This is a genomic window from Pseudomonas sp. GW823-FHT03E05, from assembly GCF_058796855.1.
The window spans coordinates 164,993-189,991 of record NZ_JBXAJB010000006.1 but is presented as its reverse complement, the minus strand read 5'-3'; the positions used below and the strand labels follow the sequence as shown (position 1 = coordinate 189,991).

The 24,999-nt window shown below is 63.4% G+C and carries 24 protein-coding genes; 10 read left to right on the top strand and 14 right to left on the bottom strand.

The features are described from left to right. Positions 1–95: 95 nt before the first annotated feature. The 4 genes from AC1RCO_RS24515 to miaB all read right to left on the bottom strand — a co-directional run bounded on the left by AC1RCO_RS24515 (position 96) and on the right by miaB (position 3,890). Positions 96–935 (bottom strand): CorC family transporter, encoded by an 840-nt coding sequence (locus AC1RCO_RS24515; protein ID WP_011063653.1) that lies wholly within the window; start codon positions 933–935, stop codon positions 96–98. A gap of 42 nt (positions 936–977) precedes the next feature. Next, the gene (gene ybeY, locus AC1RCO_RS24510) at positions 978–1,436 is read right to left on the bottom strand and encodes an rRNA maturation RNase YbeY (protein WP_011063652.1); all 459 of its coding nucleotides are present in this window, start codon (positions 1,434–1,436) and stop codon (positions 978–980) included. After that, on the bottom strand, positions 1,429–2,448 hold the full coding sequence (locus AC1RCO_RS24505) for a PhoH family protein (RefSeq protein WP_011063651.1): 1,020 nt from the start codon (positions 2,446–2,448) through the stop codon (positions 1,429–1,431). Before AC1RCO_RS24505 ends, ybeY begins: the two co-directional genes overlap by 8 nt. A 113-nt stretch (positions 2,449–2,561) precedes the next feature. Beyond that, positions 2,562–3,890, bottom strand: a complete 1,329-nt coding sequence (gene miaB / locus AC1RCO_RS24500) for a tRNA (N6-isopentenyl adenosine(37)-C2)-methylthiotransferase MiaB (RefSeq protein WP_011063650.1) — start codon at positions 3,888–3,890, stop codon at positions 2,562–2,564. Positions 3,891–4,024: 134 nt separating this feature from the next. Between miaB and AC1RCO_RS24495 the strand changes: the two genes are divergently transcribed. Continuing rightward, the gene (locus AC1RCO_RS24495) at positions 4,025–4,351 is read left to right on the top strand and encodes a DUF1820 family protein (protein ID WP_007927079.1); all 327 of its coding nucleotides are present in this window, start codon (positions 4,025–4,027) and stop codon (positions 4,349–4,351) included. Between the two features lie 77 nt (positions 4,352–4,428). Here the strand turns inward: AC1RCO_RS24495 and AC1RCO_RS24490 are convergent, their stop codons facing one another. The 4 genes from AC1RCO_RS24490 to AC1RCO_RS24475 all read right to left on the bottom strand — a co-directional run bounded on the left by AC1RCO_RS24490 (position 4,429) and on the right by AC1RCO_RS24475 (position 7,942). Continuing rightward, complete coding sequence (locus AC1RCO_RS24490) at positions 4,429–4,983, bottom strand: tetratricopeptide repeat protein (protein ID WP_011063648.1); 555 nt, start codon at positions 4,981–4,983, stop codon at positions 4,429–4,431. 218 nt (positions 4,984–5,201) lie between these two features. Further along, positions 5,202–6,485 (bottom strand): glutamate-1-semialdehyde 2,1-aminomutase, encoded by a 1,284-nt coding sequence (hemL, locus tag AC1RCO_RS24485; protein WP_492618133.1) that lies wholly within the window; start codon positions 6,483–6,485, stop codon positions 5,202–5,204. Between the two features lie 17 nt (positions 6,486–6,502). After that, positions 6,503–7,126, bottom strand: coding sequence for a thiamine phosphate synthase (gene thiE, locus AC1RCO_RS24480; RefSeq protein ID WP_492618132.1), 624 nt, complete (start codon positions 7,124–7,126; stop codon positions 6,503–6,505). A gap of 18 nt (positions 7,127–7,144) precedes the next feature. Beyond that, positions 7,145–7,942, bottom strand: a complete 798-nt coding sequence (locus AC1RCO_RS24475) for a hydroxymethylpyrimidine/phosphomethylpyrimidine kinase (protein ID WP_492618131.1) — start codon at positions 7,940–7,942, stop codon at positions 7,145–7,147. Positions 7,943–8,231: 289 nt separating this feature from the next. On the opposite strand from AC1RCO_RS24475, the gene AC1RCO_RS24470 reads away from it, so the two are divergent. The 4 genes from AC1RCO_RS24470 (at position 8,232) to AC1RCO_RS24455 (ending at position 14,610) form a co-directional block, all read left to right on the top strand. Continuing rightward, positions 8,232–10,598: a hybrid sensor histidine kinase/response regulator gene (locus AC1RCO_RS24470; RefSeq protein WP_053160197.1), complete on the top strand. Its 2,367-nt coding sequence runs from the start codon at positions 8,232–8,234 to the stop codon at positions 10,596–10,598. Positions 10,599–10,672: 74 nt separating this feature from the next. Beyond that, a complete protein-coding gene (locus AC1RCO_RS24465; protein WP_065363626.1) occupies positions 10,673–12,325 on the top strand; it encodes an acyl-CoA dehydrogenase family protein in 1,653 nt (550 codons plus the stop codon). A gap of 99 nt (positions 12,326–12,424) precedes the next feature. Beyond that, positions 12,425–13,897 carry an AMP nucleosidase gene (gene amn, locus AC1RCO_RS24460; protein ID WP_015637154.1) on the top strand — a complete coding sequence of 491 codons (1,473 nt, stop codon included), beginning with the start codon at positions 12,425–12,427 and terminating at the stop codon, positions 13,895–13,897. Positions 13,898–14,043: 146 nt separating this feature from the next. Continuing rightward, entirely contained in the window at positions 14,044–14,610 is a 567-nt protein-coding gene (locus tag AC1RCO_RS24455) for a pseudouridine synthase (RefSeq protein WP_161466734.1), read from the top strand. Here AC1RCO_RS24455 and AC1RCO_RS24450 read toward each other — a convergent pair. Together AC1RCO_RS24450 and AC1RCO_RS24445 are read right to left on the bottom strand one after the other, a co-directional pair. Continuing rightward, the gene (locus tag AC1RCO_RS24450) at positions 14,605–14,814 is read right to left on the bottom strand and encodes a DUF2788 domain-containing protein (protein WP_003228500.1); all 210 of its coding nucleotides are present in this window, start codon (positions 14,812–14,814) and stop codon (positions 14,605–14,607) included. The two genes, AC1RCO_RS24455 and AC1RCO_RS24450, sit on opposite strands and share 6 nt — an antisense overlap. Before the next feature lie 110 nt (positions 14,815–14,924). After that, positions 14,925–15,404 (bottom strand): Lrp/AsnC family transcriptional regulator, encoded by a 480-nt coding sequence (locus AC1RCO_RS24445; RefSeq protein ID WP_011063640.1) that lies wholly within the window; start codon positions 15,402–15,404, stop codon positions 14,925–14,927. Positions 15,405–15,820: 416 nt separating this feature from the next. Between AC1RCO_RS24445 and AC1RCO_RS24440 the strand changes: the two genes are divergently transcribed. Continuing rightward, positions 15,821–16,921, top strand: coding sequence for a DUF6515 family protein (locus tag AC1RCO_RS24440; protein ID WP_011063639.1), 1,101 nt, complete (start codon positions 15,821–15,823; stop codon positions 16,919–16,921). On the opposite strand, the gene AC1RCO_RS24435 is transcribed toward AC1RCO_RS24440, so the two are convergent. Both AC1RCO_RS24435 and AC1RCO_RS24430 read right to left on the bottom strand, forming a co-directional pair. Next, entirely contained in the window at positions 16,915–17,811 is an 897-nt protein-coding gene (locus AC1RCO_RS24435) for a cation diffusion facilitator family transporter (protein WP_019093824.1), read from the bottom strand. The two genes, AC1RCO_RS24440 and AC1RCO_RS24435, sit on opposite strands and share 7 nt — an antisense overlap. Before the next feature lie 27 nt (positions 17,812–17,838). After that, the gene (locus AC1RCO_RS24430) at positions 17,839–18,258 is read right to left on the bottom strand and encodes a polyribonucleotide nucleotidyltransferase (RefSeq protein WP_125062961.1); all 420 of its coding nucleotides are present in this window, start codon (positions 18,256–18,258) and stop codon (positions 17,839–17,841) included. Positions 18,259–18,388: 130 nt separating this feature from the next. On the opposite strand from AC1RCO_RS24430, the gene hrpB reads away from it, so the two are divergent. Further along, positions 18,389–20,908 (top strand): ATP-dependent helicase HrpB, encoded by a 2,520-nt coding sequence (hrpB, locus tag AC1RCO_RS24425; protein WP_492618130.1) that lies wholly within the window; start codon positions 18,389–18,391, stop codon positions 20,906–20,908. Positions 20,909–20,945: 37 nt separating this feature from the next. Here the strand turns inward: hrpB and AC1RCO_RS24420 are convergent, their stop codons facing one another. Further along, complete coding sequence (locus tag AC1RCO_RS24420) at positions 20,946–22,022, bottom strand: endonuclease/exonuclease/phosphatase family protein (protein WP_342403776.1); 1,077 nt, start codon at positions 22,020–22,022, stop codon at positions 20,946–20,948. Positions 22,023–22,110: 88 nt separating this feature from the next. Next, positions 22,111–22,773, bottom strand: coding sequence for a hypothetical protein (locus AC1RCO_RS24415; RefSeq protein WP_492618129.1), 663 nt, complete (start codon positions 22,771–22,773; stop codon positions 22,111–22,113). A gap of 181 nt (positions 22,774–22,954) precedes the next feature. Between AC1RCO_RS24415 and AC1RCO_RS24410 the strand changes: the two genes are divergently transcribed. The 3 genes from AC1RCO_RS24410 to AC1RCO_RS24400 all read left to right on the top strand — a co-directional run bounded on the left by AC1RCO_RS24410 (position 22,955) and on the right by AC1RCO_RS24400 (position 24,992). After that, positions 22,955–23,737, top strand: coding sequence for a DUF2076 domain-containing protein (locus AC1RCO_RS24410; protein ID WP_053154073.1), 783 nt, complete (start codon positions 22,955–22,957; stop codon positions 23,735–23,737). A gap of 136 nt (positions 23,738–23,873) precedes the next feature. Then, positions 23,874–24,353: an NYN domain-containing protein gene (locus AC1RCO_RS24405; RefSeq protein WP_011063632.1), complete on the top strand. Its 480-nt coding sequence runs from the start codon at positions 23,874–23,876 to the stop codon at positions 24,351–24,353. 27 nt (positions 24,354–24,380) lie between these two features. Then, positions 24,381–24,992 carry a 3'-5' exonuclease gene (locus AC1RCO_RS24400; RefSeq protein ID WP_011063631.1) on the top strand — a complete coding sequence of 204 codons (612 nt, stop codon included), beginning with the start codon at positions 24,381–24,383 and terminating at the stop codon, positions 24,990–24,992. Positions 24,993–24,999: the final 7 nt, after the last annotated feature.

Sequence of the window (24,999 nt, the reverse complement as noted above, 5' to 3'; positions counted from 1 at the left end):
CTCGGCCGATGCGTCCCCGCACTGTATCGCCTGAGGCCGGGCAAGTGGCCTCAAGACGATATCGCGGTGCGGGGGAGGGCAGATGACCCGTTTCCTCAGCGGGAAATGGGGGTCAGGCGCAGCAGATGAATCCGCCGGCTGTCGGCGTTGAGCACGCGGAAGCGATAGGCGCCGATTTCAGTGATTTCGTTGCGTTTTGGCAAGTGGCCGAACGCACTCATGACCAGGCCGCCTACGGTGTCGAATTCGTCGTCGGAAAAGTCGCTGTCGAAAAACTCGTTGAAGTTCTCGATGGGCGTCAGCGCCTTGATCAGGAAGTCGCCGCTGGGCAGTGGCTTGATGTAGCTGTCTTCCTCGACGTCATGCTCGTCCTCGATGTCGCCGACGATCTGTTCCAGCACGTCTTCGATGGTCACCAGGCCCGCCACGCCGCCGTACTCGTCGATGACGATGGCCATGTGGTTGTGGTTGGCGCGGAACTCGCGCAGCAGCACGTTCAGGCGCTTGGACTCGGGGACGAAGGTCGCCGGGCGCAGCAGGTCCTTGATGTTGAAGCTGTCACCGTTCTCCTTGAGGATCAGCGGCAGCAGGTCCTTGGCCAGCAGGACGCCCATCACGTCGTCATGGCTTTCGCCGATCACCGGGTAGCGCGAGTGCGCCGAATCGATGACTGCGGGCAGGAACTCCCGAGGGGTCTGGGTCGCCTTGATGCTAATCATTTGCGAGCGCGGAACCATGATGTCCCGGACTTGCAGGTCAGCGACCTGGATGGCGCCTTCGACGATGGCCAGCGCTTCGCTGTCCAGCAACTTGTTCTGATGGGCTTCGCGCAGCAGCTCCAGCAGCTCCTGGCGGTTTTTCGGCTCATGGGCAAAAGCCTGGGTCAGTTTGCCCAGCCATGACTTTTGCCCGTTGCTCGATCGATCTTCGCTCATAGCGATTGCTCTGAATCCTTGGTTGTTACAGGGGGTTGTTGATCAGCTTTCGTCATCTGCATAAGGGTCCGGATGACCCAGTTCTGCAAGCAACGTTCGTTCCAGCGCTTCCATTTCTTCGGCTTCGTCGTCATCTATATGGTCGTAGCCCAACAGATGCAAGCAGCCGTGAATCACCAGATGGGCCCAATGGGCCTGAAGTTCCTTGCCTTGTTCAGCCGCTTCGCGCTCGACCACCGCAATGCAGATCACCAGGTCCCCCAGCAATGGGATATCCAGCAGCTCATCCGGTACATCGGCAGGAAATGACAGCACATTGGTGGCGTAATCCTTATGACGCCAGGTGTGGTTCAGCTCACGCCCTTCTGCTTCGTCCACCAGGCGGATGGTCAGTTCCGAATCGGCGGTGCGCTGGCGCAGGGCCAGCTCGCACCACTGGCGGAACTGTTCATCGCTGGGGGCCGGCTGTTGGCTGGCGCGCTGCAGGTCAAGCTCAAGCATCGTGGCGGTTGCCTCGGTCTGCGGCAGCCTTGGCGGCCTCGTCGGCAGCGTGCAGTTCGAAGCGCTCATAGGCTTCGACGATGCGTTGCACCAGCGGATGGCGCACCACGTCCTTGGGCATGAAGTGAGTGAAGCTGATACCAGGCACATCCTTGAGTACGTTGATCACATGGGCCAGGCCGGACTTGGTGCCCTTGGGCAGGTCGACCTGGGTGATGTCGCCGGTGATCACCGCAGTGGAGCCGAAACCGATCCGTGTCAGGAACATCTTCATCTGTTCCACGGTGGTGTTCTGGCTCTCATCGAGGATGATGAAGCTGTTGTTCAAGGTGCGGCCGCGCATGTAGGCCAGGGGCGCGATCTCGATGACCTGGCGTTCGATGAGCTTGGCCACGTGTTCGAAACCGAGCATTTCATACAGGGCGTCGTACAGCGGGCGCAGGTAGGGGTCGATCTTCTGGGCCAGGTCGCCGGGCAGGAAACCGAGCTTTTCGCCGGCTTCTACCGCCGGGCGCACCAGCAGGATGCGTCGCACCTGCTCGCGTTCCAGGGCGTCCACGGCGCAGGCCACGGCCAGGTAGGTCTTGCCGGTACCGGCCGGGCCAATGCCGAAGTTGATGTCGTTGCCGAGGATCTCTTTGACGTAGCGCTGCTGATTCAGGCCGCGGGGGCGAATCATGCCTTTCTTGGTGCGCAGGGCCACGGCGGCATCGGCTACCGAAGGGTTGTCCAGCTCTTGCACGGCAGACTCCTGCAAGAACAGGTGGACCAGGTCCGGCGACAGCTCGGTGCCCTTGGTTTCCCGGTAGAGACGGCGCAGAAGGTTTTCCGCGGAGGTGGTTTGCTTGGGTTCGCCGATCAGTTCGAACTGATTGCCGCGGTTGCGGATCTCGATCGTCAGGCGCTGTTCGATCAAGCGCAGATGCTCGTCGAATTGCCCGCACAGATTGGCGAAGCGGCGAGCCTCGAAGGGCTCGAGGATGAAACGATGAGGTTCTATGGGTGCGTTCAAGGTCGTTTTTAGCCGCCCAACGGCAATTAAGATGAATTCAAGGATAACGCCAGCAGCCTGGGTGCGAAAGCTCTTATGCGGAGCAAGGGCTGCTGGGGCTTTTCCCTGCCAGGTTATTGCAGCAGGGAGCCGCGCAGCGAGTGAGGCTGCGCCGAGTCGATGTACACGTCGGCGAACTGGCCGATCAGCGTGGGATTGTCACAGCGGAAGTTGACGATGCGGTTGTTCTCGGTCCGTCCCTGCAGTTCGCCCGGGTCTTTCTTCGAGTAGTCGGTCACAAGGATGCGCTGGGTAGAGCCGACCATTTGTCGGCTGATTTCAAAACCTTGCTGGTTGAGGCGGTGCTGCAAGGCGTTGAGCCGTTCCTTTTTCACCGCCTCCGGTGTTTCGTCGGCCAGGTCGGCGGCCGGTGTTCCCGGCCGTTGGCTGTAGACGAAGGAGTAGGAGAAGTCGAAACCGACGTCTTCGATCAGTTTCATGGTCTGCTGGAAATCCTTCTCCGTCTCGCCTGGGAAGCCGACGATAAAGTCCGAACTGATGCAGATTCCCGGAACAGCCGCCCTGAGCTTGCGCAGCTTGGACTTGTACTCCAGGGCGGTGTGATTGCGCTTCATGGCCGCGAGGATCCGGTCCGAACCGGATTGCACCGGCAGGTGCAGGTGCTTCACCAGTTCTGGTACTTCGGCATGCGCCTGGATCAGGCTGTCGGAGAACTCCAGCGGATGTGAGGTGGTGTAGCGGATTCGCTCGATGCCATCGATCGCGGCAACCACACGAATCAATTCGGCCAGGTCGGCCATGCGCCCGTCGTGGGTTTGGCCGCGATAGCCGTTGACGTTCTGGCCCAGCAGGGTCACCTCGCGGACGCCGTTTTCCGCCAGGTGGATGATCTCGGCGATCACATCGTCGAAGGGCCGGCTGACTTCTTCGCCGCGGGTGTAGGGCACGACGCAGAAGGTGCAGTACTTGCTGCAGCCTTCCATCACCGAGACATAGGCGCTGGGGCCATCGATCCGGGGCTCGGGCAGGTGGTCGAACTTTTCGATTTCCGGGAACGAGACGTCGACCTGCGGCAATTTGGTGATGCGCGCGACGTCGATCATTTCCGGCAGGCGGTGCAGGGTCTGCGGGCCGAAGACCACGTCCACATAGGGTGCGCGGTCGCGGATGGCCGCGCCCTCCTGGCTGGCCACGCAGCCGCCTACGGCGATCACCATGTCCGGATTGGCCAGCTTGAGCTCACGCCAGCGCCCGAGCTGGGAGTACACCCGGTCCTGGGCGCGTTCGCGAATGGAGCAGGTGTTGAGCAGGATGACGTCCGCATCTTCGGCGCGTGCGGTGACTTCCAGGGCCTGATGTTCGCCCAGCAGGTCCACCATGCGCGAGCTGTCGTACTCGTTCATCTGGCAACCGTGGGTTTCGATGTAAAGCTTCTTGGCCATGGACGGGATCATCACGTGATTCAAAGAACCGCGCATTATAGGGGCCATGCCCACAGGTTCCTAGGGTTGTGCATCGGGTAGCTATGCTATAGTTCGCGCCCTATTTTTGTCCCCCGATGTGTTACCCGCCCGCCATGACCAAACGTGAAGCTCCAATCTACAAGGTGATTTTCCTCAACCAGGGCCAGGTGTTCGAAATGTACGCCAAGCAGATCTATCAGAGTGATCTGTGGGGTTTCCTGGAAGTGGAAGAGTTCGTCTTTGGCGAGCGCACGCAAGTGGTCGTTGACCCGAGCGAGGAGAAGCTCAAGGCCCAGTTCGAAGGTGTAGTGCGCAGCTTTGTGCCGATGCATTCGATCGTGCGCATCGATGAAGTCGAGCGCCTGGGTACGCCGAAGATCAGCGAGGCCCGCGGGGTGAGCAATGTCATGCCGTTCCCGATGCCGATGCCGGAAAAGTAAGCCTGGCCGATTCCGTCTTTCCGGGAGGGCGGTTGTCTGTGTGGAAGCCGGCTCACCGGCGACTGAGGCGCAAATGCCTACGGCAGGGGCGAGAAGGGTGAACGCCCATCGGCGCTCTGCAGTTCCATCAGGTATTTGCGGAAAATCTGTCCCAGTACCTGGGTCGCAACTTCCAGTTCGTCGCGCTGCATGTGTTCGGCGACTTCGTCGGCGGTGTCCAGGGCGTCTTCGGCGCCATTGACCGCAGCCATCTTCAGCACGATGTAAGCCTGCACGTTATTGGCCGGCACGCCTTCACCGTGGAAGAACATGGTGCCCAGCTTGAATTGCGCCTGGGCATGGCCTTGCAAGGAGGCCTTTTCGAAGTAGCTCAGGGCTTGATTGAAATCTTGCGGCGCACCTTTGCCCTCGTAGTAGAACTCGCCCAACTCGTATTGCGCCTCGGCATCCCCCTCGTCGGCGGCCTTCTGGCAGGCGGTGAGGGCCTCGGCCTGGTCCTGAGCCTGGGGATCGAGGGTGCAGCGACCCAGCGCCGGGATCAACAACGAGTTGCCACCTGCTTGTGCATGCGCGAGCAGGGGCTGAAGGAGCAACAGGCAGCCCAGTGTCAGGGCGCGGCCGGTGCGGTTCATGGGAATCGACTTACCTCTGAGGGGCGCGGGGCCCAGCGTGGGGCCCAATAAGCGCGCATTATGAAATAAGCAGGGCCCACCTTACAAAGTCTTTACTCGTTTTTCTGCTGCGTGGGCGCTATATCCCAAGGATTCATCAGCATTTCCAGGTTTCACTGGAGAAAATTCAAGTAAAGACTACAACGGGCGTGATGTTTCACACGCCCGCCGTCCAGCGCTTACTTCAGGGCGGCGAATGCCCGCTCTGCCGCATCCAGCGTCAGCTGCAACTCGGCCTCGCCGTGGGCGATGGAGGTGAAGCCCGCTTCGAAGGCACTCGGCGCCAGGTACACGCCGCCTTCCAGCATCAGGTGGAAGAAGCGCTTGAACAGGTTGGCGTCGCTGGCCATCACATCGTCGAAGGTGACGATGTCATCGGCACCGCTGAAGTACAGGCCGAACATGCCGCCAGCCTGGGTGGTGACGAACGGAATGCCTGCTGCATCGGCGCGTTGTTGCAGGCCTTCGAGCAGACGGCTGGTGTAGTCGCTCAGTTCGGCGTGGAAGCCCGGGCGGCTGATCAGGCGCAGAGTGGTCAGGCCAGCGGCCATGGCCAGCGGGTTGCCGGACAGGGTGCCGGCCTGGTAGACCGGGCCCAGGGGCGCGATGTGCTCCATGATCTTGCGCTTGCCGCCGAAGCAGCCTACCGGCATGCCGCCGCCGATGATCTTGCCGAAGGTCGACAGGTCGGGTGTCACGCCGTAATGGGCCTGAGCGCCACCGAGGGCAACACGGAAACCGGTCATCACTTCGTCGAAGATCAGCACTACGCCGTGCTGATCGCAGAGGCGACGCAGGCCTTCGAGGAAACCCGGTGCCGGGGGTACGCAGTTCATGTTGCCGGCCACTGGTTCAACGATGATGCAGGCCACTTCCTGGTCTACTTCGGCGAGCATTTTTTCCACCGCCGCAATGTCGTTGAAGGGCAGGGTCAGGGTGTGCTTGGCGAAAGCCGCGGGCACACCGGCGGAGCTCGGCACGCCTTGGGTCAGGGCGCCGGAGCCAGCCTTCACCAGCAGGCTGTCGGAGTGGCCGTGGTAGCAGCCTTCGAACTTGATGATGCTGTCCCGGCCGGTGAAGCCTCGGGCCAGGCGAATGGCACTCATGGTGGCTTCGGTGCCCGAACTCACCATGCGCACCATTTCCATCGACGGCACGATGGAGCACACCAGGTCGGCCATTTCGGTTTCCATGGCGGTCGGTGCGCCGTAGGACAGGCCGTGTTCCAGTTGCTTGCGCACGGCGTCCAGGACATCAGGGTGGCTGTGGCCAAGAATCATCGGGCCCCAGGAGCCAACGTAGTCGACATAGCGCTTGTCGTCTTCGTCGGTGACGTAGGCACCTTCTGCGTGTTTGAAGAACAGCGGGGTGCCGCCCACGCTCTTGAAGGCGCGGACAGGCGAATTGACGCCACCCGGGATGTGTTTCTGGGCGTTGGCAAACAGGGTTTCGGAACGAGACATGATCGGGCTCTCAAAAATCAGCTGTTGAATAGGGCGTTGAAGGCGCGGGCGCGGCGGGTCACTTCTTCGGCGCTCTCGGCACCGAACAGGCCGTGGACCACCGCCAGCAGGTCGGCGCCGTGGTTCACCAGTGGCGCGGCGTTGTTCAGGGTGATGCCGCCGATCACGCAGATCGGCAGGTGCAGGCTGGCCCGGGCCTGGTCCAGCAGCTCCAGGCTGGCCGCAGGCGCGCCGGGCTTGGTGGTGGAATTGAAGAAACGGCCGAAGGCGACATAGCTGGCGCCTTCCTTGGCGGCTTGCTCGGCCAGTGGCAACTGGCTGTGGCAGGTGGCACCGATGATCGCCTGGCGGCCCAGCAAGGCTCGGGCCGGGGTCAATGGGCCATCAGTCTGGCCCAGGTGCACGCCGGCACCGATACGCGCCGCCAGCTCGGCATCATCGTTGATGATCAAACGGGTCTTGTAGCGCTCGCACAAGGCCAGCAGGGTTTCGGCTTCCCGCAGTCGGCGGGCCTGGTCGTCGCTTTTGTCGCGGTACTGCAACAGCGTGACACCGCCTTCCAGCGCCGCCTCCACGTACTTCAGAAACTTGCCGGCCAACAGTTGGCTGTCGGTGATGGCGTACAGACCACGTAGTTTCATTGAGCAGGCCTCATGACATTACGAGCAGAAATCCAGCGGCAAACGGCGCGGAACGAACTGGCCACGGCCAAGCTGTTCGGCATCGCGCAGGGTGCGCCAGGTGTAATCCAGGGTGGACTTCACCGCACTGGCCAGGTGTTCACCTTGGGCCAGGCGGCCGGCCAGTGCGCTGGCCAGGGTGCAGCCGGAACCGTGGTAGCTGCCCGGCAAGCGCTGGCAGGTATAGGTTTTGCGCAGGCCGTCACGGCTGTACAGGCGATTGTGGACTTCGTGTTCATCGCCGTGGCCGCCGGTGATCAGCAAATGCTTGACGAAGGGCAGGAGTTTTTCGGCGCATTGGTCGGCGCTGCCTTCAGGCAGTTCCGCGAGAATTCGAGCTTCGGGAAGGTTGGGGGTGGCAATGGTTGCCAGGGGCAGGAGGCGCTCGCGCATGGCGTAGCCGACCTCATCCTTGCCCAGCCGGCCACCGCCGCCGGCGCGCAACACCGGATCGCAGACCACTGGCAGGTGCGGGTGGGCCTGGAGCAGCTCGACCACGGTGTCGACCATCTCCAGGGAACCGAGCATGCCCAGCTTGACCGCCGCTACCGTGGAGTCGTTGAGCACGGCATTGGCCTGGGCCAATACCCACTCGCGATCCAGGACGCGGAAGTCGCTGACATTGACCGTGTCCTGCACGGTCAATGCGGTGACAGCCGGAGCTGCATGACAACCCTGAGCCAGCAGGGCTTCGATATCTGCCTGCAGGCCGGCGCCACCACTGGGGTCGTGGCCGGAGAGACAGAGGACAACGGGGCGAGAGCTGTAGATATTCATGGGCGGCGAGCTTACCACCAAACGTTTTTTTTCGCGGCGCTCGACATATAAGAGAGGGGCGATCTGGCGCCGGCCAGCCCACTTGACCGAAGCAACAGCTCTAGCCCGCTGGATTGCGCTGAAAGCCCCGTTCTAGAGCCTTTAGACTAAAACTTACAATGGTGTTCAATGGCCATCAGCGGCTATGCTAGAGTGGATTCAAATCAATAACAGGTCATGCCGGTTCTACGTCTGCTCAAGGGAAATGGGGGACTTCCTGACACCACCGGACAAGCCACGCTGGGGCTTTATGCACTATTTGCTGATGTTGCTGTTGAGCTTGCCGATGCTGGCTGGCGCCGCCGAGTTCGACGAGTTCACTCAACGCCTGCCCTTGGGCCGAGTGATGCAAGTACTCGAAGACGCGGGGGGTGAGGCGACCATTGCCGATGTCAGCTCGGGGCCTCTGGCTGAACAATTCAGACCCCACGACAAAGACACCCTCAACGCCGGTTATTCGCGCTCGGCGTTCTGGCTGAAGATCGACCTCGACTATCGCCCCGCCAACCCGAGCGCACAACGCAGCTGGTTGCTGGAGTTGGCCTATCCGCCTCTGGACCACCTTGAACTGTACGTCCCTGACGAGTCTGGTGGTTATCGCCTGGCGGGTCGTACCGGGGATGCCTTGCCCTTCGACAGTCGAGAGATTCGCCAGAACAACTACCTGTTCAACCTGAATTTTTCTCCCCACGAGCACAAGACCGTCTACCTGCGGCTGGCCAGTGAAGGCTCGATCCAGGCGCCGGTGAGCCTGTGGTCCAGCAGTGCTTACCTGGAAGCCCAGCCGGTGCGGTTGTATGTGCTCGGGCTGATTTACGGCGTGCTGCTGGGGATGCTGGTGTACAACCTGTTCATCTACCTCAGCGTGCGGGACACCAGCTACCTCTACTACATCGTCTATATCGCTTCCTTCGGTCTCTATCAGCTGTCGGTCAACGGCGCCGCAGTGGAGTACTTCTGGCCCGACAGCCCCTGGTGGGCCAATGCCGCGACACCGTTCTTCATCGGTTCGGCAGGTTTGTTCGGCAGCCAGTTCGCCCGCAGCTTCCTGCAGACTTCCCGCCACAGCCCCTGGGTCGACCGTGTGCTACTGGCCTTGATGGCCTTTGGCGCGCTGGTCATGGCGCTTTCACTGATGACCAGTTATGCCCTGGCATTGCGCCTGGCCACCACCCTGGCCCTGGTGTTCACCGTGGTGATCTACGTGGCCGGGATTGTCGCCTGGTGTCGAGGCCTGCGCGTGGCACGCTATTTCATCATCGCCTGGTCGGCCTTTTTGTTTGGAGGGGTGATCAACACCTTGATGGTGCTGGGTTACCTGCCGAATGTGTTCCTGACCATGTACGCCAGCCAGATCGGCTCGGCGATCGAAGTGGCGTTGCTGTCCCTGGCCCTGGCCGATCGCATCAATGCCATGCGTGAGCAACAGGCCCAGACACTGCTCGAAGCCGGGCAGAAGCTTGAAGTGCTGAACCAGCAACTGGCCCACAGCAACCGGCTCAAGGACGAATTCCTGGCCACCCTGACCCATGAGCTGCGGACCCCGATGAATGGCGTCATCGGCTCCCTGGAACTGATGCAGACCCTGGAACTGGATCCGGAGCTGGAGCAATACCAGCAGACAGCGGCCGGCTCGGCGCGGGACATGATGCGCATGGTCAACGGCATTCTGACCCTGACCGAGCTGCAGGCCGGCAAGCTCAGCGCCCAGCGTCAGCCGTTCAGCCTGCGCTCCCTGCTGACGACACTGCAGACCCAATACGGCGCCAGTGCCGCCGCCAAGTCGCTGGCTTTCCAGATTGACTTGAGCGCCGGGCTGCCCGATCGCTTGCAGGGCGACCGCTGCAAACTCAGCCACTGCCTGGAGTGCCTGCTGGACAATGCCATCAAGTTCACCCCTTCGGGCAGCGTGGTGCTGCGGGTGCTCACGCGTTCCGTGTCAGCGCAGCGGGTCAGCCTGAGTTTCGAGGTGATCGACAGCGGTATTGGCTTCGTCAACCTGGATGAAGCGACCCTGTATCAGCGTTTCTTCCAGCTCGATGGTTCCATGACCCGCGAATATGGCGGGCTGGGTATCGGCCTGGCGATCTGTCGGCAGTTGGTGGAGTTGCTGGGCGGGCAATTGACCCACGAATCCACGCCAGGCCGGGGCAGTTGTTTCCGCCTGCTGGTGGAGTTCGACGCCCAGGAACCCGCCCCGCGCTCGCCGGCGGCAGTGGCGCGACGCTTGCCCCGGGACTGCACCGTGCTGCTGGTGGACGACAACGACGTCAATCAGTTGGTGGTCAGGGGCATGCTGCTCAAGCTGGGCTACCAGGTGCGCACCGCCGGTAGCCCTACTGATGCCCTGCAATTGCTCGGGCGTGAGCTGGTCAGTGCGGTGTTGATCGATGGCGAGATGTCCACGGCGCAACTGGGGGCGTTTCGCTTGCAGGCCCAGGCGCTGCCCGGCTATTCCCAATTGCCCATCCTGCTGGCCTGCGTGCCCGGCAAAGAGGGCTGCCCGGCGGGGGCTGGCTCCGACTATCTGGCTAAACCGGTGAAGTTCGAGGCCTTGCAAACGGCATTGTCGAGATATGTGCTCTCTGTGGAACAGGGCGAAAGCGCCGACATTTAGGCAGGTATGCCACTTTGTTCGGGGTGGGGGCGGTGCTTAACTGGGGTCTTGGCACACCCTGAAGGAGCCCCGCGATGAACCTCCACCAGTTCGCTGAAACCCACGAAGTCACCAACCAGCCGCCAGCTTTGGACGGCGCCAATCTCTATCGGATCGACCTGCCGCTGCAGCAATGGATGCGCCGTTTCGATGCCGGTTGGGCCGAGTCGCGGGTCGACGCCTATGGCGCCCTGGCCGGTGGTCCGTTGATGGAGGCGGGGTTCCTGGCCAATCAGAACAAACCGGTATTTTCCAGCCACGACCGCTTTGGCCACCGGATCGATCTGGTGGAGTTTCATCCCGCCTATCACCAATTGATGCAGGCGGCGATCGAAGCCGGCCTGACCTCACTGCCCTGGACCGATCCGCAAGCGGGGGCCCACGTTGCCCGCGCCTCCATGACCTATCTGCACAGCCAGGCCGAGGCCGGCAGCGGCTGCCCGCTGACCATGACCTTCGCCTGTGTACCGGCCTTGAAGCTGCAACCTGATATCGCCGACCAGTGGCTGCCCAAGATCCTTGCCACCCGGTACGACCCGCGCAATGTCGGCATGCAACACAAGGCCGGGCTGACCATCGGCATGGCCATGACCGAGAAACAGGGCGGCACCGATGTGCGTGCCAACACCACCCGGGCCTACCCGGTGGGGGCTGGCGGCCCCGGGCAGGCGTACGAGCTGGTGGGCCACAAATGGTTCTGTTCGGCGCCGATGTGCGATGCCTTCCTGACCCTGGCCCAGACCGACAAGGGCCTGACCTGCTTCCTCCTGCCCCGGCACCGTCCCGATGACACGCGCAACCAGTTCTATATCCAGCGCCTGAAGAACAAGCTCGGCAACCTTTCCAACGCTTCCAGCGAAGTGGAGTTCCGCGGTGCCCTGGCCTGGATGATCGGCGAGGAAGGCCGCGGCGTGCCGACCATTATCGAGATGGTGGCCATGACCCGTTTCGATTGCATGGTCGGCTCCAGCTCCCTGATGCGCCAGGCCCTGACCCAGGCCAGCCATCACTGTGCCCATCGCACCGTGGGCGGGCGGGTGCTCAGCGAGCAGCCCCTGATGCAGAACGTGCTGGCCGACCTGGCCCTGGAAAGCGAAGCGGCCCTGGCCCTGAGCATGCGCATGGGGCGGGCCCTGGATCATCTGGACGATGCCCAGGAGGCGAAGTTTTCCCGGCTGGTGACGGCGGTGGGCAAGTACTGGATCTGCAAGCGGGCCCCGGCGATGATCAACGAGGCGGCGGAGTGCATGGGCGGTGCCGGTTACGTCGAGGACAGCATCCTGCCACGGCTGTACCGCGAGGCGCCGGTGAACTCCACCTGGGAAGGTTCCGGCAACGTGCAATGCCTGGATGTGCTGCGAGCCTTGTCGAAGGAGCCGGGCGTGCTGGACGCCTTGTTCGCCGAATTGGGCGATGGCCATGGCGACAAGCGCCTGGCCGCCCATATCAACGGGCTGAAGGAGAGCTTCAAGGACACCGGCGACATTCAATACCGTGCTCGTCAACTCACCGAGGACATTGCCCTGGGCCTGCAGGCCAAGCTCTTGCTGGAAGCCGGCAACCAGGTGGTCAGCGACGCTTTTATCGCCAGCCGCCTGGGCGGCCAGGGCGGGCGGGTCTACGGCACCTTGCCGCGTGGCCTGGACGTGGCGGCCATTGTCGCCCGCTCCTCCCCTCAGGGCTTCTGACCCTCCCCGGCGCCGGCTTCCCGGCGCCAGCGGTGATTACGCTGTTCCCGTGGGACGGTCTTGCAGGCAAGATGAACGCCTGCAAGTTCAGAACACAGGATGCTTATCGTGACCGAAGCTTTTATTGTCGTTCAAACCGCCGAGCAAGCCGTGGACCGGCTTGCCGCCCTGCATGAGCGGGCCACCACGGCGCTGAGCCAGGCGCTCAAGCGTTATCTCAAGGACCGGGTCGAGCCGGATGCCGAGCAACGAGCACTGTTTCGCTACCCTGAGTTGCGCCTGACCTACCACTGCCACGGCGAAGTCCCACAGACCACAAGGGCCTATGCCAAGGTCCAGTTGCCGGGCACCTACAGTGTCACCGTGACCCATCCTGCAGCCTTCCGTAATTACCTGCTCGAACAATTGGTGCCGTTGATGCACGACTTCACCGTGACGGTGGAAGTGGGCGTCAGTGAGCAGAACATTCCTTATCCCTATGTCGTGGAGCAGGGCGACGAGCTGGCAGGTTCCGGCGTGACCGCTGCGGCGCTGGCGCGGGTGTTCCCGAGTACCGACCTGTCGGCCGCCACCGATGGCATCGCCGATGGCCTCTACGATTGGGAAAATACCCATCCGCTGCCCCTGGCGCTGTTCGATGCCGCGCGAGTGGATTTCTCCCTGCGGCGCCTGGTGCACTACACCGGTAGCGACTGGCGTCATGTGCAGCCGTGGATCCTGCTGACCAACTATCACCGCTATGTGGACCAGTTCATCGTTCATGGCCTGGAGCAGTTGCGCAGCGATCCGCGCTTTGTGCGCATGGTCCTGCCGGGCAACGTGATCATCGAGAAAAGCATGGATCACGGCGAGGCCTCGGCCATCGCCGCCGGTGTGGTCTGGCACCGCTACCAGATGCCGGCCTACCACTTGCAGGCCAGCGATGGCCACGGTGTGACCCTGGTGAATATCGGTGTCGGCCCGTCCAACGCCAAGAACATCACCGACCACCTGGCGGTGCTGCGTCCGCATTGCTGGCTGATGATCGGCCACTGCGGCGGCCTGCGGCAGTCCCAGACCATTGGCGACTACGTGCTGGCCCACGCTTATATGCGGCGCGACGGCATTCTCGACCGCGTGGTGCCGCCGAACATTCCGATTCCGGCCCTGGCCGAAGTCCAGCTGGCGTTGCAGCAGGCGGCGGCCAATGTCACCGGGGAAAAGGGCGAACAACTGAAGAAACGCCTGCGCACCGGCACCGTGCTGACTTACGACGACCGCAACTGGGAGTTGCGTTGGGCCGAAGAACGTCCGCTGATCAACCTGTCCCGGGCCGTGGCGGTGGACATGGAAAGCGGCACCATCGCCGCCCAGGGGTATCGCCTGCGGGTGCCGTACGGCACCTTGCTGTGTGTCTCGGACAAGCCATTGCACAGTGAAATCAAGTTGCCGGGCGCGGCCAACGCCTTTTATGAGCGTGCGGTCAGCCAGCATCTGAAGATCGGTATCGAAGCGGTGGACCTGATGCGCAGCGAGCTCAACTCCCTGCACTCGCGCAAACTGCGCAGCTTCGACGAGCCGCCTTTCCGCTAAGCGTTTAAGCCATGGTCATTTGGCGGTCAGGCCACTAGCATTGTCGGTCCTGATCGCTGAATGTTCCTGCTCCCATGTCCCGTCCGCCCCGTCCCGCTTCCCGCCGCCCTGGCGCCAAACCGTTTTCCTCCTCTCCCGCCAAGCGTGTGGCCAAGGCCGCGCCGGTCGAGCCGAAGCTGATCCTGTTCAACAAGCCTTTCGATGTGCTGACCCAGTTCAGCGATGGCGAGGGGCGGGCCACGCTCAAGGACTTCATTGCGGTTCCCGGGGTCTACCCGGCCGGGCGCCTGGATCGCGACAGTGAAGGGTTGCTGCTGTTGACCAATGACGGGCAGTTGCAGGCGCGCATCGCCGATCCCAAGCACAAGCTGGCCAAGACCTATTGGGTGCAGGTCGAGGGCGAGCCCAGTGCCGAGCAGTTGCAGCGCTTGCGCGAAGGTGTGCAGTTGAATGACGGCATGACCCTGCCGGCCGAGGCGCGTCAGCTCGAAGAACCGACGCTATGGCCGCGCAACCCGCCGGTGCGCTTTCGCAAGAGCGTGCCCACCAGTTGGCTGGAGCTGGTGATACGCGAGGGGCGCAACCGCCAGGTAAGGCGCATGACCGCTGCGGTGGGGCTACCGACCTTGCGCCTGGTGCGGGTCAGGATCGGCGACTGGACCCTGGATGGCCTGGAGCAGGGCCAGTGGAAAGAGGTGGCGGCGCGCTTATAAGGCGCCGGACTCGATCAGGCCGATCACCACGCTCTTGATGATGAATGCTGCAACGCCCAGGCCCAGCACGAAGAACAGGATGAACGAGCCGAAGCGCCCGGCCTTGGACTTCTTGGCCAGGTCCCAGACGATGAAACCCATGAAAATGATCAGGATGCTGACCAGGCCGGTCATCATCCACTCTTCGAATACTGCTGGGTCCATCACTCATCTCCAGTGCAGGCAGGGCAAAAAATGCCGGGCGAGTATACGCCAACGCCCGCGGCCCAAGCATTGATCTGCATGCGTTATGTCGCCACAGCGGGGGCCGGGATTCAGTTGCGCAGGTGGGTCAGCGGCAGTTCGGTGCTGTTGAGCACCTGATTGAGCACGAAGCTCGAACGCACGCTGGTCACGCCCTCGATACGGGTCAGATGGCCGAGCAGCAGCTTCTGGTAATGGTCCATGTCCGGTACCACCACCTTGAGCTGGTAGTCGGCATCGACCCCGGTCACCAGGCTGCACTCCAGCACTTGGGGCAGGCTGCGGATCGCGGCTTCGAAATTCTCGAAGCGTTCCGGCGTGTGCCGGTCCATGCCGATCAGGACATAGGCGGTCAGGCTCAGACCGAGCATCTTGCGGTCCAGCAGGGCGACCTGGCGGGAAATGTAGCCATCGTCCTCCAGCTGCTTGACCCGGCGCGAGCAAGGGGAGGGCGACAGGCCGATGCGCTCGGCCAGTTCCTGGTTGGAGATACGGGCGTCGCGTTGCAACTCCGCCAAAATGCTCAGGTCGTAGCGGTCGAGTTTGCTCATCAATCAGGCCTTTGTCGTAACTATTGCGTTTAATTATCTATCTTGAGTTAAAAATTGCGCAAGTGGTGTTTTTACAAGCAATCTTCGCAATCCTCTGTCTTCGCTGCGCGCCTATTCTTATCACCAGAATCACTGCCCGGACATAGAGTCCACTGCGGCCCGCCGAATCAGGCCTGCCGCGGCCGCCAATCCCACAGGGTTGAGCCGGCCCCCGGGCTACACACTGTCCAGAAGACGGAGTGAGGTGAGCCGGTGTCAAAAGCGCCGAGCACGGACAAAATCTCAAAGGGCGGCCGACGGGCCGCCCTTTTTTATTGCCTGCGAAATAAGTCTCGTGACTGATAACCTGATGCAGAACCGCCCAGGGCTTTTTCAGTCTTATGTACAGGCCCCCCCTATCCGCAGTGAGGAATAGCATGAAGTCGCGCATCTGGCGTATGGCAGGTGTTGGTGTGTTGTGCCTGAGCGTCAACGCTCAGTTGCTCGCCGATGAGCGAGACGAGAATCGGCCGCCTGCGCAGCATGGCGCTCCCGGGGGCGAGCAGCGAGAGCATCAAGGCCAGGGCCGCCCGGAAAATGCCCCGCCGCGGCCCGCCAATGTTCCCAACCGTCCACCACCCAGTGCGCAGCCACAGCGGCCGCAGAATGAAATCATTCGCGGCGATAACAGCCGTCAGTTCGAGCACAACGGCCAGAACCCGGGAGGGCAGTGGCAGAACCGGCCTCAGCACGATCCCAATCAGCAGGTTCGCCCGGCCCCTGTGCCACAACCCCAGGTGCAGCAGCCAAACAACCTGCCGATCCAGGGCCGCCCCGACACCGTGCGCCAGACCCAGGAGCCACAGCGTGGCTACTATCAGGACATTCCCCGGCGCAACGACTACAACCAGCATTGGCAGGCTGGCGGCCCGGGCTCTCGGCCAGGTGGCGGCCATCCCAACGACTACCGCTGGCCGGGCCGCCCTGATGGCCATGGCAATGGCTGGGGCCCCGGGCCGCAGTACCGCCCCGGGTATGTGATCGACCGCTTCCCCGGGCGCAATGACCGGGTCGCCTATCGCGGCCAGGATTACTTTTTTTCCGGTGGTTACTGGTACCGCCCGCAAGGCCCGCGCTATGTGGTGGTGCGCCCGCCCTATGGCATTCGCGTGACGTACCTGCCCGACTATGCGCGGGAAGTCTGGATCGGCAGCGCGCTGTTCTTTCTGGCGGCAGGGGCCTACTACACCTACGAAGCCAACACCCAGCAGTACGTGGTGGTCGAGCCACCTGCCGGCGTGCCGGTTGCGGACCCGCAGCAGAGCGGCAATGGCTATGACGTGCTGGCCTACCCGGTCAACGGCCAGTCGCCGCAGCAGATCGACCAGGACCGTTACGACTGCTATCGCTGGGCGGTGCAGCAGAGCGGCTTCGATCCTGCGAGCGTGACCTATCAGCCGGCCCCGCAAGTGGTCCAGGCCTACCGCCAGGCCCAGGGCAACTGCTTGAGCTCACGGGGCTATCAGGTGACCTACTGAGCCCTGGCTGCCTTCACCACTTCCTGCGGGTCGGCGTGCACCAGCACTTCGGCCCGTGGATAGGCCTTCTGGATGGCATCGGCGGCCTGGTCGCTGATGCCATGGGCCACCGAAAGGGTCAGTTCCCCGGGTAATTCCAGGTGCAGTTGGACAAACCAGTGGCTGCCGGAAATCCGTGTGCGCAGGTCATGGGCCCCCAGTACTCCCGGCACACTGCACGCCAGCTCCAGCATGTGCTGGCTGACGTCCGGTGGCAGCTCCTGGTCCATCAGCACCGAGAAGCTCTCCCGGGCGATCTGGATCGCGCTCCAGAGAATGTAGACGGCAATCCCCAGGCCGAACCAGGCGTCCACCTGATGCAGGCCGAACGCCGCCAGCACCAGGGCCAGCAGGATGCTGCCGTTGAGCATCAGGTCGGAGCGGTAGTGCAGGGAGTCGGCGCGCACTGCATTGGAGCCGGTCGCCCGGATCACCCGGTGCTGCAGGAGCAGCAGGGCGATGGTCAGCGCCAGCGACAGGACGATCACCCCGATGCTCAGCCAGGGCGCGCCTACCGGTTCCGGATGTTGCAGGCGTTGCGCCGCCTGGAAGGCAATCAGAACCGCGCTGCCGGCGATGAACAATGCCTGGGCCATGCCCGCCAGGGACTCGGCCTTGCCGTGGCCATAGCGGTGGTCGTCGTCTGCCGGGCGCAGGGCGTAATGCACTGCCAGCAGGTTGAGCAGCGAGGTGAAACCGTCCAGCACCGAGTCGGTGAGCCCGGCGAGCATGCTCACCGAGCCGCTGAGCCACCAGGCGACAGCCTTGGTCACGATCAGTATCCCCGCCACGGTGACCGAGGCGCGGGTGGCCAGGCGCAGGAGGCGGGCGTGTTCCGAGTTGGCGGTCATCGATGGCGGGTTCCTGGGTAAAAGTGATCAGGCAGCAGGTTGCAGGCCGTACAGCGCCAGTTGTTGCACGCTGCCCTTGTGCTGGATCAGGCGTGGGTCATCCAGGGGGAAGTTGCCCCCCAATTCGCTTTCCAGGATGGCCTGCAGCTTGCGGTTGTCGACTTTACCGTCGGCGCCGATGGCCTGTTGCAGTTTTTCCGGCGCGATCTGCGCGGTCTTGCCCGGCTCCAGGTAGATGGCCCCGGTGGCGAAGTCGACGCCGAAGGCGATCAGCCCTGGGATCACGTAGAACAGCAGGCCAACGGCATCCAGCACAGCCACCAGGGGATCGATCTTGCCGTCGATCTGGCCGCGCCGGTCGGGGAAGAAGATCGAGCCGCAGGCGGTGAGTTGGGTCAGCAGGGTGGCCACCAGAACGCCGCCGATGACACGGTGGGAAATACGCATGGAAATCTCCTAGCAAGCACGAAAGCAACGAGGGATGAAGCGGGGTGTTGAGTCTTGTCGATCAGCACTCAGACCATGATTAACCCCAGGCAGTTCGCCGTTATACTCGCGCCTCTGTTTTGGAGCCAGCATGAATTCTTTGCCAATTGATGAAGTTTTGCCTGCACTGCGTACCGCCCTGGCGACACGCCATGAAGCGGTGCTCGAAGCCCCGCCCGGTGCCGGCAAGACGACCCGCGTGCCCCTGGCGCTCCTGGACCAGGACTGGCTGGCCGGACAGACCATCCTCATGCTCGAACCCCGGCGCCTGGCCGCCCGGGCCGCCGCCGAGCGCCTGGCCAGCGAGTTGGGAGAGAAAGTCGGCGAGACCGTGGGTTATCGCATCCGCCTGGACAGCAAGGTCGGCCCGCGTACCCGCATCGAGGTGGTCACCGAAGGCATCCTCACCCGGCGCCTGCAGGATGACCCGGCCCTGGAAGGCGTCGGCCTGCTGATTTTCGATGAGTTCCACGAACGCAGCCTGGACGCCGATCTGGCCCTGGCCCTGAGCCTCAGTGGCCGCGAGCTGTTTCGTGACGAGCAGCCACTGAAGATCCTGCTGATGTCGGCGACGCTGGAAGGCGAGCGCCTGTCGACCCTGCTCGGCGATGCGCCGATCCTGCGCAGTGAAGGGCGCATGTACCCGGTGACCCAGCGCTGGGGCCGACCCTTCCAGCCCGGTGAATTCATCGAGCCAAGGGTGGTGCAGACCGTGCTCGAGGCCCTCAACGATGAAAGCGGCAGCCTGCTGGTGTTCCTCCCCGGCCAGGCGGAGATCCGCCGGGTGCACCAGCAGTTGGCCGAAGCCCTGGGTGAGCGCAGTGAGATCCTGCTCTGCCCGTTGCATGGCGAGCTGGACCTGGCAGCCCAGCGCGCAGCCATCGACCCGGCGCCGTCGGGCAAGCGCAAAGTGGTGCTGGCCACCAACATTGCCGAAACCAGCCTGACCATCAATGGCGTGCGGGTGGTGGTGGATGCCGGGCTGGCGCGGGTGCCGCGTTTCGATCCCGGCAGCGGCATGACCCGCCTCGATACCCAGCGTATCTCCCGGGCCAGCGCCACCCAGCGCGCCGGGCGTGCCGGGCGTCTGGAGCCCGGCGTGTGCTACCGCTTGTGGTCGGCCGATCAACAGGAGCAACTGACCGCCTATGCCAGTGCGGAAATCCTCCAGGCGGACCTGGCCGGACTGGCCCTGCAACTGGCGCGCTGGGGCGTGACGCCAAATCAACTGGTATGGCTGGACGCTCCCCCCAGTGCCGCTTATGCCCAGGCCCAGGACTTGCTGGTGCGCCTGGGGGCGTTGAATGACGATGGCAGCCTGACCCGCCACGGCCAGGCCATGGCCGAGTTGCCGGCTCACCCGCGCATCGCCCATCTGCTGCTGCGCGGCCAGTCCCTGGGGTTGGCGCCGATGGCTTGCGATGTCGCGGCGCTGCTGGGGGAGCGGGATATCCTGCGCGGCGCCGGCGCCGACCTGCACAGCCGCCTGGTGCTGCTTGGCGGGGAAGAGCGTGCCGCTCGCGGAGCCCAGGGCGGGGTGCAGCGTGCCCGACAACTGGCGCGCCAGTACCGGGGCTATCTGCGCGGGCAGCCCGAGGCTGCGGTGGCCGACCCCGAGCACCCGCGCTGGCTCGGCGCCCTGTTGGCCCTGGCCTATCCCGATCGGGTGGCCCAGCAGCGGCGCCCCGGCGGTGCCGAATACCGCCTGGCCAACGGTCGCGCGGCGCTGTTCAGCGAAACTGACAGCCTGATGAAGCAACCCTGGCTGGTGATCGCCGACCTGGGCAGCCGCCAGGGGCAGCGCGAGGAGCGCATCTACCTGGCGGCGGATTTCGATCCGGTGTTGTTCGATTCGGTACTGGCGGAGCAGGTGCGGCAAGTCGATCAGCTGGATTGGGACGAGCGCGAAGGCGTGTTGCGGGCCGAACGCCAGCGCAAGGTCGGCGAACTGGTGCTCAGTCGCGAACCGCTAAGCGGGCTGGATGAGTCCACCCGCACCCAGGCCCTGGTCAATCTGGTCCGGCGCAAAGGCCTGGAGCTGCTGCCCTGGACCCCGGAGCTGCGCCAGTGGCAGGCCCGGGTAGCGTTGCTGCGCCAGCTGGACCTGGAGGCCATGGGCACCAGCCAATGGCCGGATGTCAGTGACGGGGCCTTGCTCAAGGGGCTGGAGCAGTGGTTGCAGCCCTACCTGGGCAAGGTCTCGCGGCTCAGCCACTTCGCCAACCTGGAACTGGCCGGAATTATCCACAACCTGCTGCCCTGGCCACTGCCTCAGCGCCTGGATGAGCTGGCCCCCCATCACCTGACGGTGCCTTCCGGGTCGTCGATTCGCCTGGACTACAGCGAGCATCCACCCATCCTGGCAGTACGCCTGCAGGAGCTGTTCGGCCTGGCGCAAACACCGCGCATTGCCGGTGGCCGCCAGGTGGTCAAGTTGCACCTGCTGTCTCCGGCACGACGTCCGGTACAGGTCACCCAGGATCTGGCGAACTTCTGGCGCAGCACCTACGCCGAGGTGAAAAAGGACCTCAAGGGCCGTTACCCCAAGCACTACTGGCCGGATGACCCGCTGATCGCCGAAGCCACGGCGCGGGTCAAACCGCGCAAATAACCCGAACTCCCGTACTGCCCTGTAGCCGCTCTGGGGTTTATTGCGCCGGCAAGAGGAAACGGGCCAGCACCGGCAGGTGGTCGGAGATGCGCAAGGTGTCGTCCTGGCGCACCCGGGATTCGACTCGCTTGAGCCGCGGGCTGTAGAACAGGTAGTCCACCGTGCGATCCGGGCCGTCGAGGCTCGGGTCGTTGGGGTAGTGGGTCAGCCAATGTGCGCGGTCGACGCCGCTGGCCTGGGTGTTGCTGGGGATCATCGGGTATTTGTCCCACAGCAGGTGCAGCGGGCTGTCGGCACTGTAGGGCGCCCGTTGCACGTCGCTCAGTCGCTGGTACTGGCCCAGGGGCAACAGGTTGAAATCCCCGCCAATCAGCCAGGGCGTGCCGCGGCCTTCGAGTTTATCCAGGACTTTGCCAATGGCTGCGACCTGCCTTGATTGCGTCTGGCCAGGCGTGCGAGCACGTTCCAGATGGGTATTGAGCACCGCCACCTGGCCGCCGTCGTTCAGGGGCAGGTAGCTCAGCAGCAGGGCCTCCCTGGGCTGGAACTGCCGGCCGATGAAGCCGTGTTCGGCTGTGGGCAGTTGCAGGCGTTCGGCGTGGTCGATGCGATAGCGGCTGAGGGTGGCCAGTTGTCGGCCGACGCTGCCGAAGATATGCGGCGATGGTACGAAATCGGCTTTCCAGTCGTACGCCTGGGTGCTGCAGGGGTAGAGATCGGTGAGGCGTTCCTGCAGGAGTTTGAGCTGGTCCTGGTAGGCGCTGGCCTTGGCGCCGTTGTCCACTTCCTGCAGCAGCACCAGGTCCGGTTGTTCGTCGCGGATCACGCGAGCCACTTCGTCGAGGCTGAAGGCCATGTCCTCCAGGGTCGGCTGCTCGTCCTCGCCCTGTGCCTGGTCGTTCCAGAACACATAGCGCTTACCCGCCAGGTACTGCAGGTTCCAGGTCATCACTTTCAGGGCCTGGCCCGGCACCAGCGGCGCGGCCTGGGCACTGCAACTGACAGCGAGGCTTTCCTTGGCTTCCGGGCGCCAGGTCAGGTTGTAGACCAGCCCGGCCAGCACCAGACCGATCAACAACAGGCTCAACAGGGTGATGCGAAGTAGACGGATCATCGGCTCGGCTTATGGCGTTGCAGGATGGCCCCGGAGCATAACCGAGAGCACGGCCGTCACCCAAGGGGCAGAGCGGCCGGGGGAGGATTCAGCGCTTGTCCGGCTGCTCGCTGATCAGCATGAACAGGCGGAACAGCACCACGCTGGTGAACAGCTGCAGGAAGCTGTAGGCGCTGTCGATGGCCAGGGACAGCAGCGGGTTCAGCGGTTCGGAATAGGCCGCTTCACTGGCACCCTTGAGCAGCCACAGCGGGGTCATTACCGCCAGGATGCACACCAGGATCCGCAGGAAGTGCCCACGGCTGAGGCGGAAACTTTCACTGATGGCCGCCAGCGGCGCCATGCCCTTGAGCACCAGCAGGTACTCGGCGAAAGCCAGTACCACCATCAGCCACAGCCCCGGCAGGAAATACAGCGACAACCCCACCAGGATCAGCAGGGTGCTGACCGCCGTCAGCAGGGCAAAACGCGGCCACAGGGCCAGGGCCATGGCCAGCAGGTCCCGGGTACGCGGCGACTCGCCCCGGGTGCGGGCGTCGAGAAACAAGATCAGCGCACCGGTGTACAACGGATACACCAGAAGGCCCACCACCACGCTGTAGCCCGGGAAGGTATCGGGGCCCAGGGCGCTGTTGACCCCTTGTTGCAGCAAGGCTTCGAGAATCACCAGCGGCAGGCACAGCTGGGCGATCTGCCCGAGGTTGCGCTGGAAGAAATACAGAGAGTCACGCAGTACATCTAACGGATTCATTCGATGAGATCGCAGTTGAAGAAGCGGTTGCACACTTTAACCGATGCAGGCCCCGCCCGAGCAAACGTAAACCTTGGGTAAAGACCATTGAAAGTCGTCGCACCAGCCCCATAACTGGTGCGTACCACCGCTCTGTCCGAGCGGCGGACCAGATTTCTACCGGCAATCTAAAGAGGTCGCCATGAACAACCAAGAGCAAACCCTGATCGATGGACTGTTTTCACGGTTGCAGCAAGCCGAAACGGATTCAGCCCCGCGCGACGCCCAGGCAGAGGCGCGGATCAAGGAGCATCTGACCCGCCAGCCTGCGGCCGGGTATTTCATGACCCAGGCGATCCTGGTGCAGGAGGCCGCACTCAAGAGCCTCAACGAGCAGAACCAGCAGCTGACCCAGCAAGTCCAGCAATTGCAGGCTGACCTGCAACAGGCCCGGGCCCAGGCCAGTGCTCCGGCACCGGCGGCCGGTGGCGGTTTCCTGTCGAGCATCTTCGGCGGTTCCCGCGAGCCACAGCCGGCACCGAGCCAGAGCGCGCCGCCGCCGTCGTCCGGTGGTGGCTGGCGTGAACCGGCGCGCTCTTCCTTTGGCGCCCCCGCGCAACAGAACTTCGGCGCGCCGCAGCAGAATTACGCCGCACCGCCACAGAACTATGCACCGCAGCAGGCACCGGCGGCGGGTAGCAGTTTCCTGGGCGGCGCCTTGAAAACTGCCGCCGGCGTTGCGGGCGGGGTCATGCTGGCCCAGGGCATCAGCAGCCTGTTCCACAACAACCAGCAGCCCCAGGAAATCGTCGAAGTCATCAAGGAAGAACCGGCGCCGGCCAGCGACAACAGCGGCTGGGGCAATGACGACCAGCGCCTGGCCAACAACGACTCCTGGGGCAACAACGACCAGGGTGGCTTCAGCAACGCCGACTACGACAACGACGACAGCTCGTTCTTCTCCGACGACGACTCCTTCGTCTGACCTGCGTCGGTCCGGGGCAGACACCTGCCCCGGACCGATTATTCGCGGAACAATCCCTGCGACTGGCATACTGGGCGACTTTTCGGGGCCTGAGGCCCGATCCAGCCCTTGCGCTGCTGCGCCATGAGGATTAGCGGTGAAGAAAATCGCTGTGTTCGCCGATGTCCAGAACCTCTACTACACCGTTCGTCAGGCCTATGGTTGCCACTTCAACTATGCGGCGCTGTGGGCGGATATCAGCAAGCAAGGGCAGATAGTCGAAGCCTATGCCTATGCCATCGACCGTGGTGACAGCAAGCAACAGCAGTTCCAGCAGATCCTGCGCAACCTGGGCTTCACGGTAAAACTCAAGCCCTACATCCAGCGCAGCGACGGCTCGGCCAAGGGCGACTGGGACGTGGGCATCACCATCGACATCATGGACGCTGCGGCCCATGTCGACGAAGTGGTGCTGGCTTCCGGCGACGGTGATTTCGACCTGCTGCTGGAGCGCATCATCCACAAGCACGGGGTCAGCGCGGTGGCCTATGGGGTGCCTGGGCTGACCGCCAATTCGCTGATTCGCGCGGCTACGCGCTATGTGCCGATCGAAGGCGCCTTGCTGCTTAAAAGCTGATCAATTTTCATACGGAGCAGGACAGGTTTGGAACGCATTGCCGTCATCGACTTTGAAACCACCGGGATCTCCCCGAGCAGCAGTTGCCGGGCCACGGAAATCGCCGTGGTGATCCTTGAGCAGGGGCGCATCGTCGAGCGTTACCAGAGCCTGATGAATGCCGGCGTGCGGGTGCCGGCCTTTATTGAGCAACTGACCGGCATCAGCAATGCCATGTTGCGCAGCGCACCCCCGGCAGAGCAGGTGATGAACGAGGTCAACGAGTTCGTCGGCATCACGCCGTTGCTGGCGCACAACGCGGCCTTCGACCAGAAGTTCTGGGATTTCGAGCTGGGCCGGATCAAGCGCACCCGCCTGCAGAACTTCGCCTGTTCCCTGCTGCTGGCGCGGCGCCTGATGCCGGCGGCTCCTAATCACAAGCTGGGCACCCTGACTTCATTCGCCGGCCTGCCGCACACCGGCCAGGCTCACCGGGCCATGGCCGATGCGGAAATGGCAGCCAACCTGGTGGCCCACCTGGCCGGCGAACTGAGGCACAAGCATGGCCTGCGCGAGCTGTCCCATGACTTCCTGTGCAAACTGCAGAAGGTTCCCGCGGCCAAAGTCCCCGAACACCTCAAGCGCCACCGCGGGTTCTGAGCCCCGA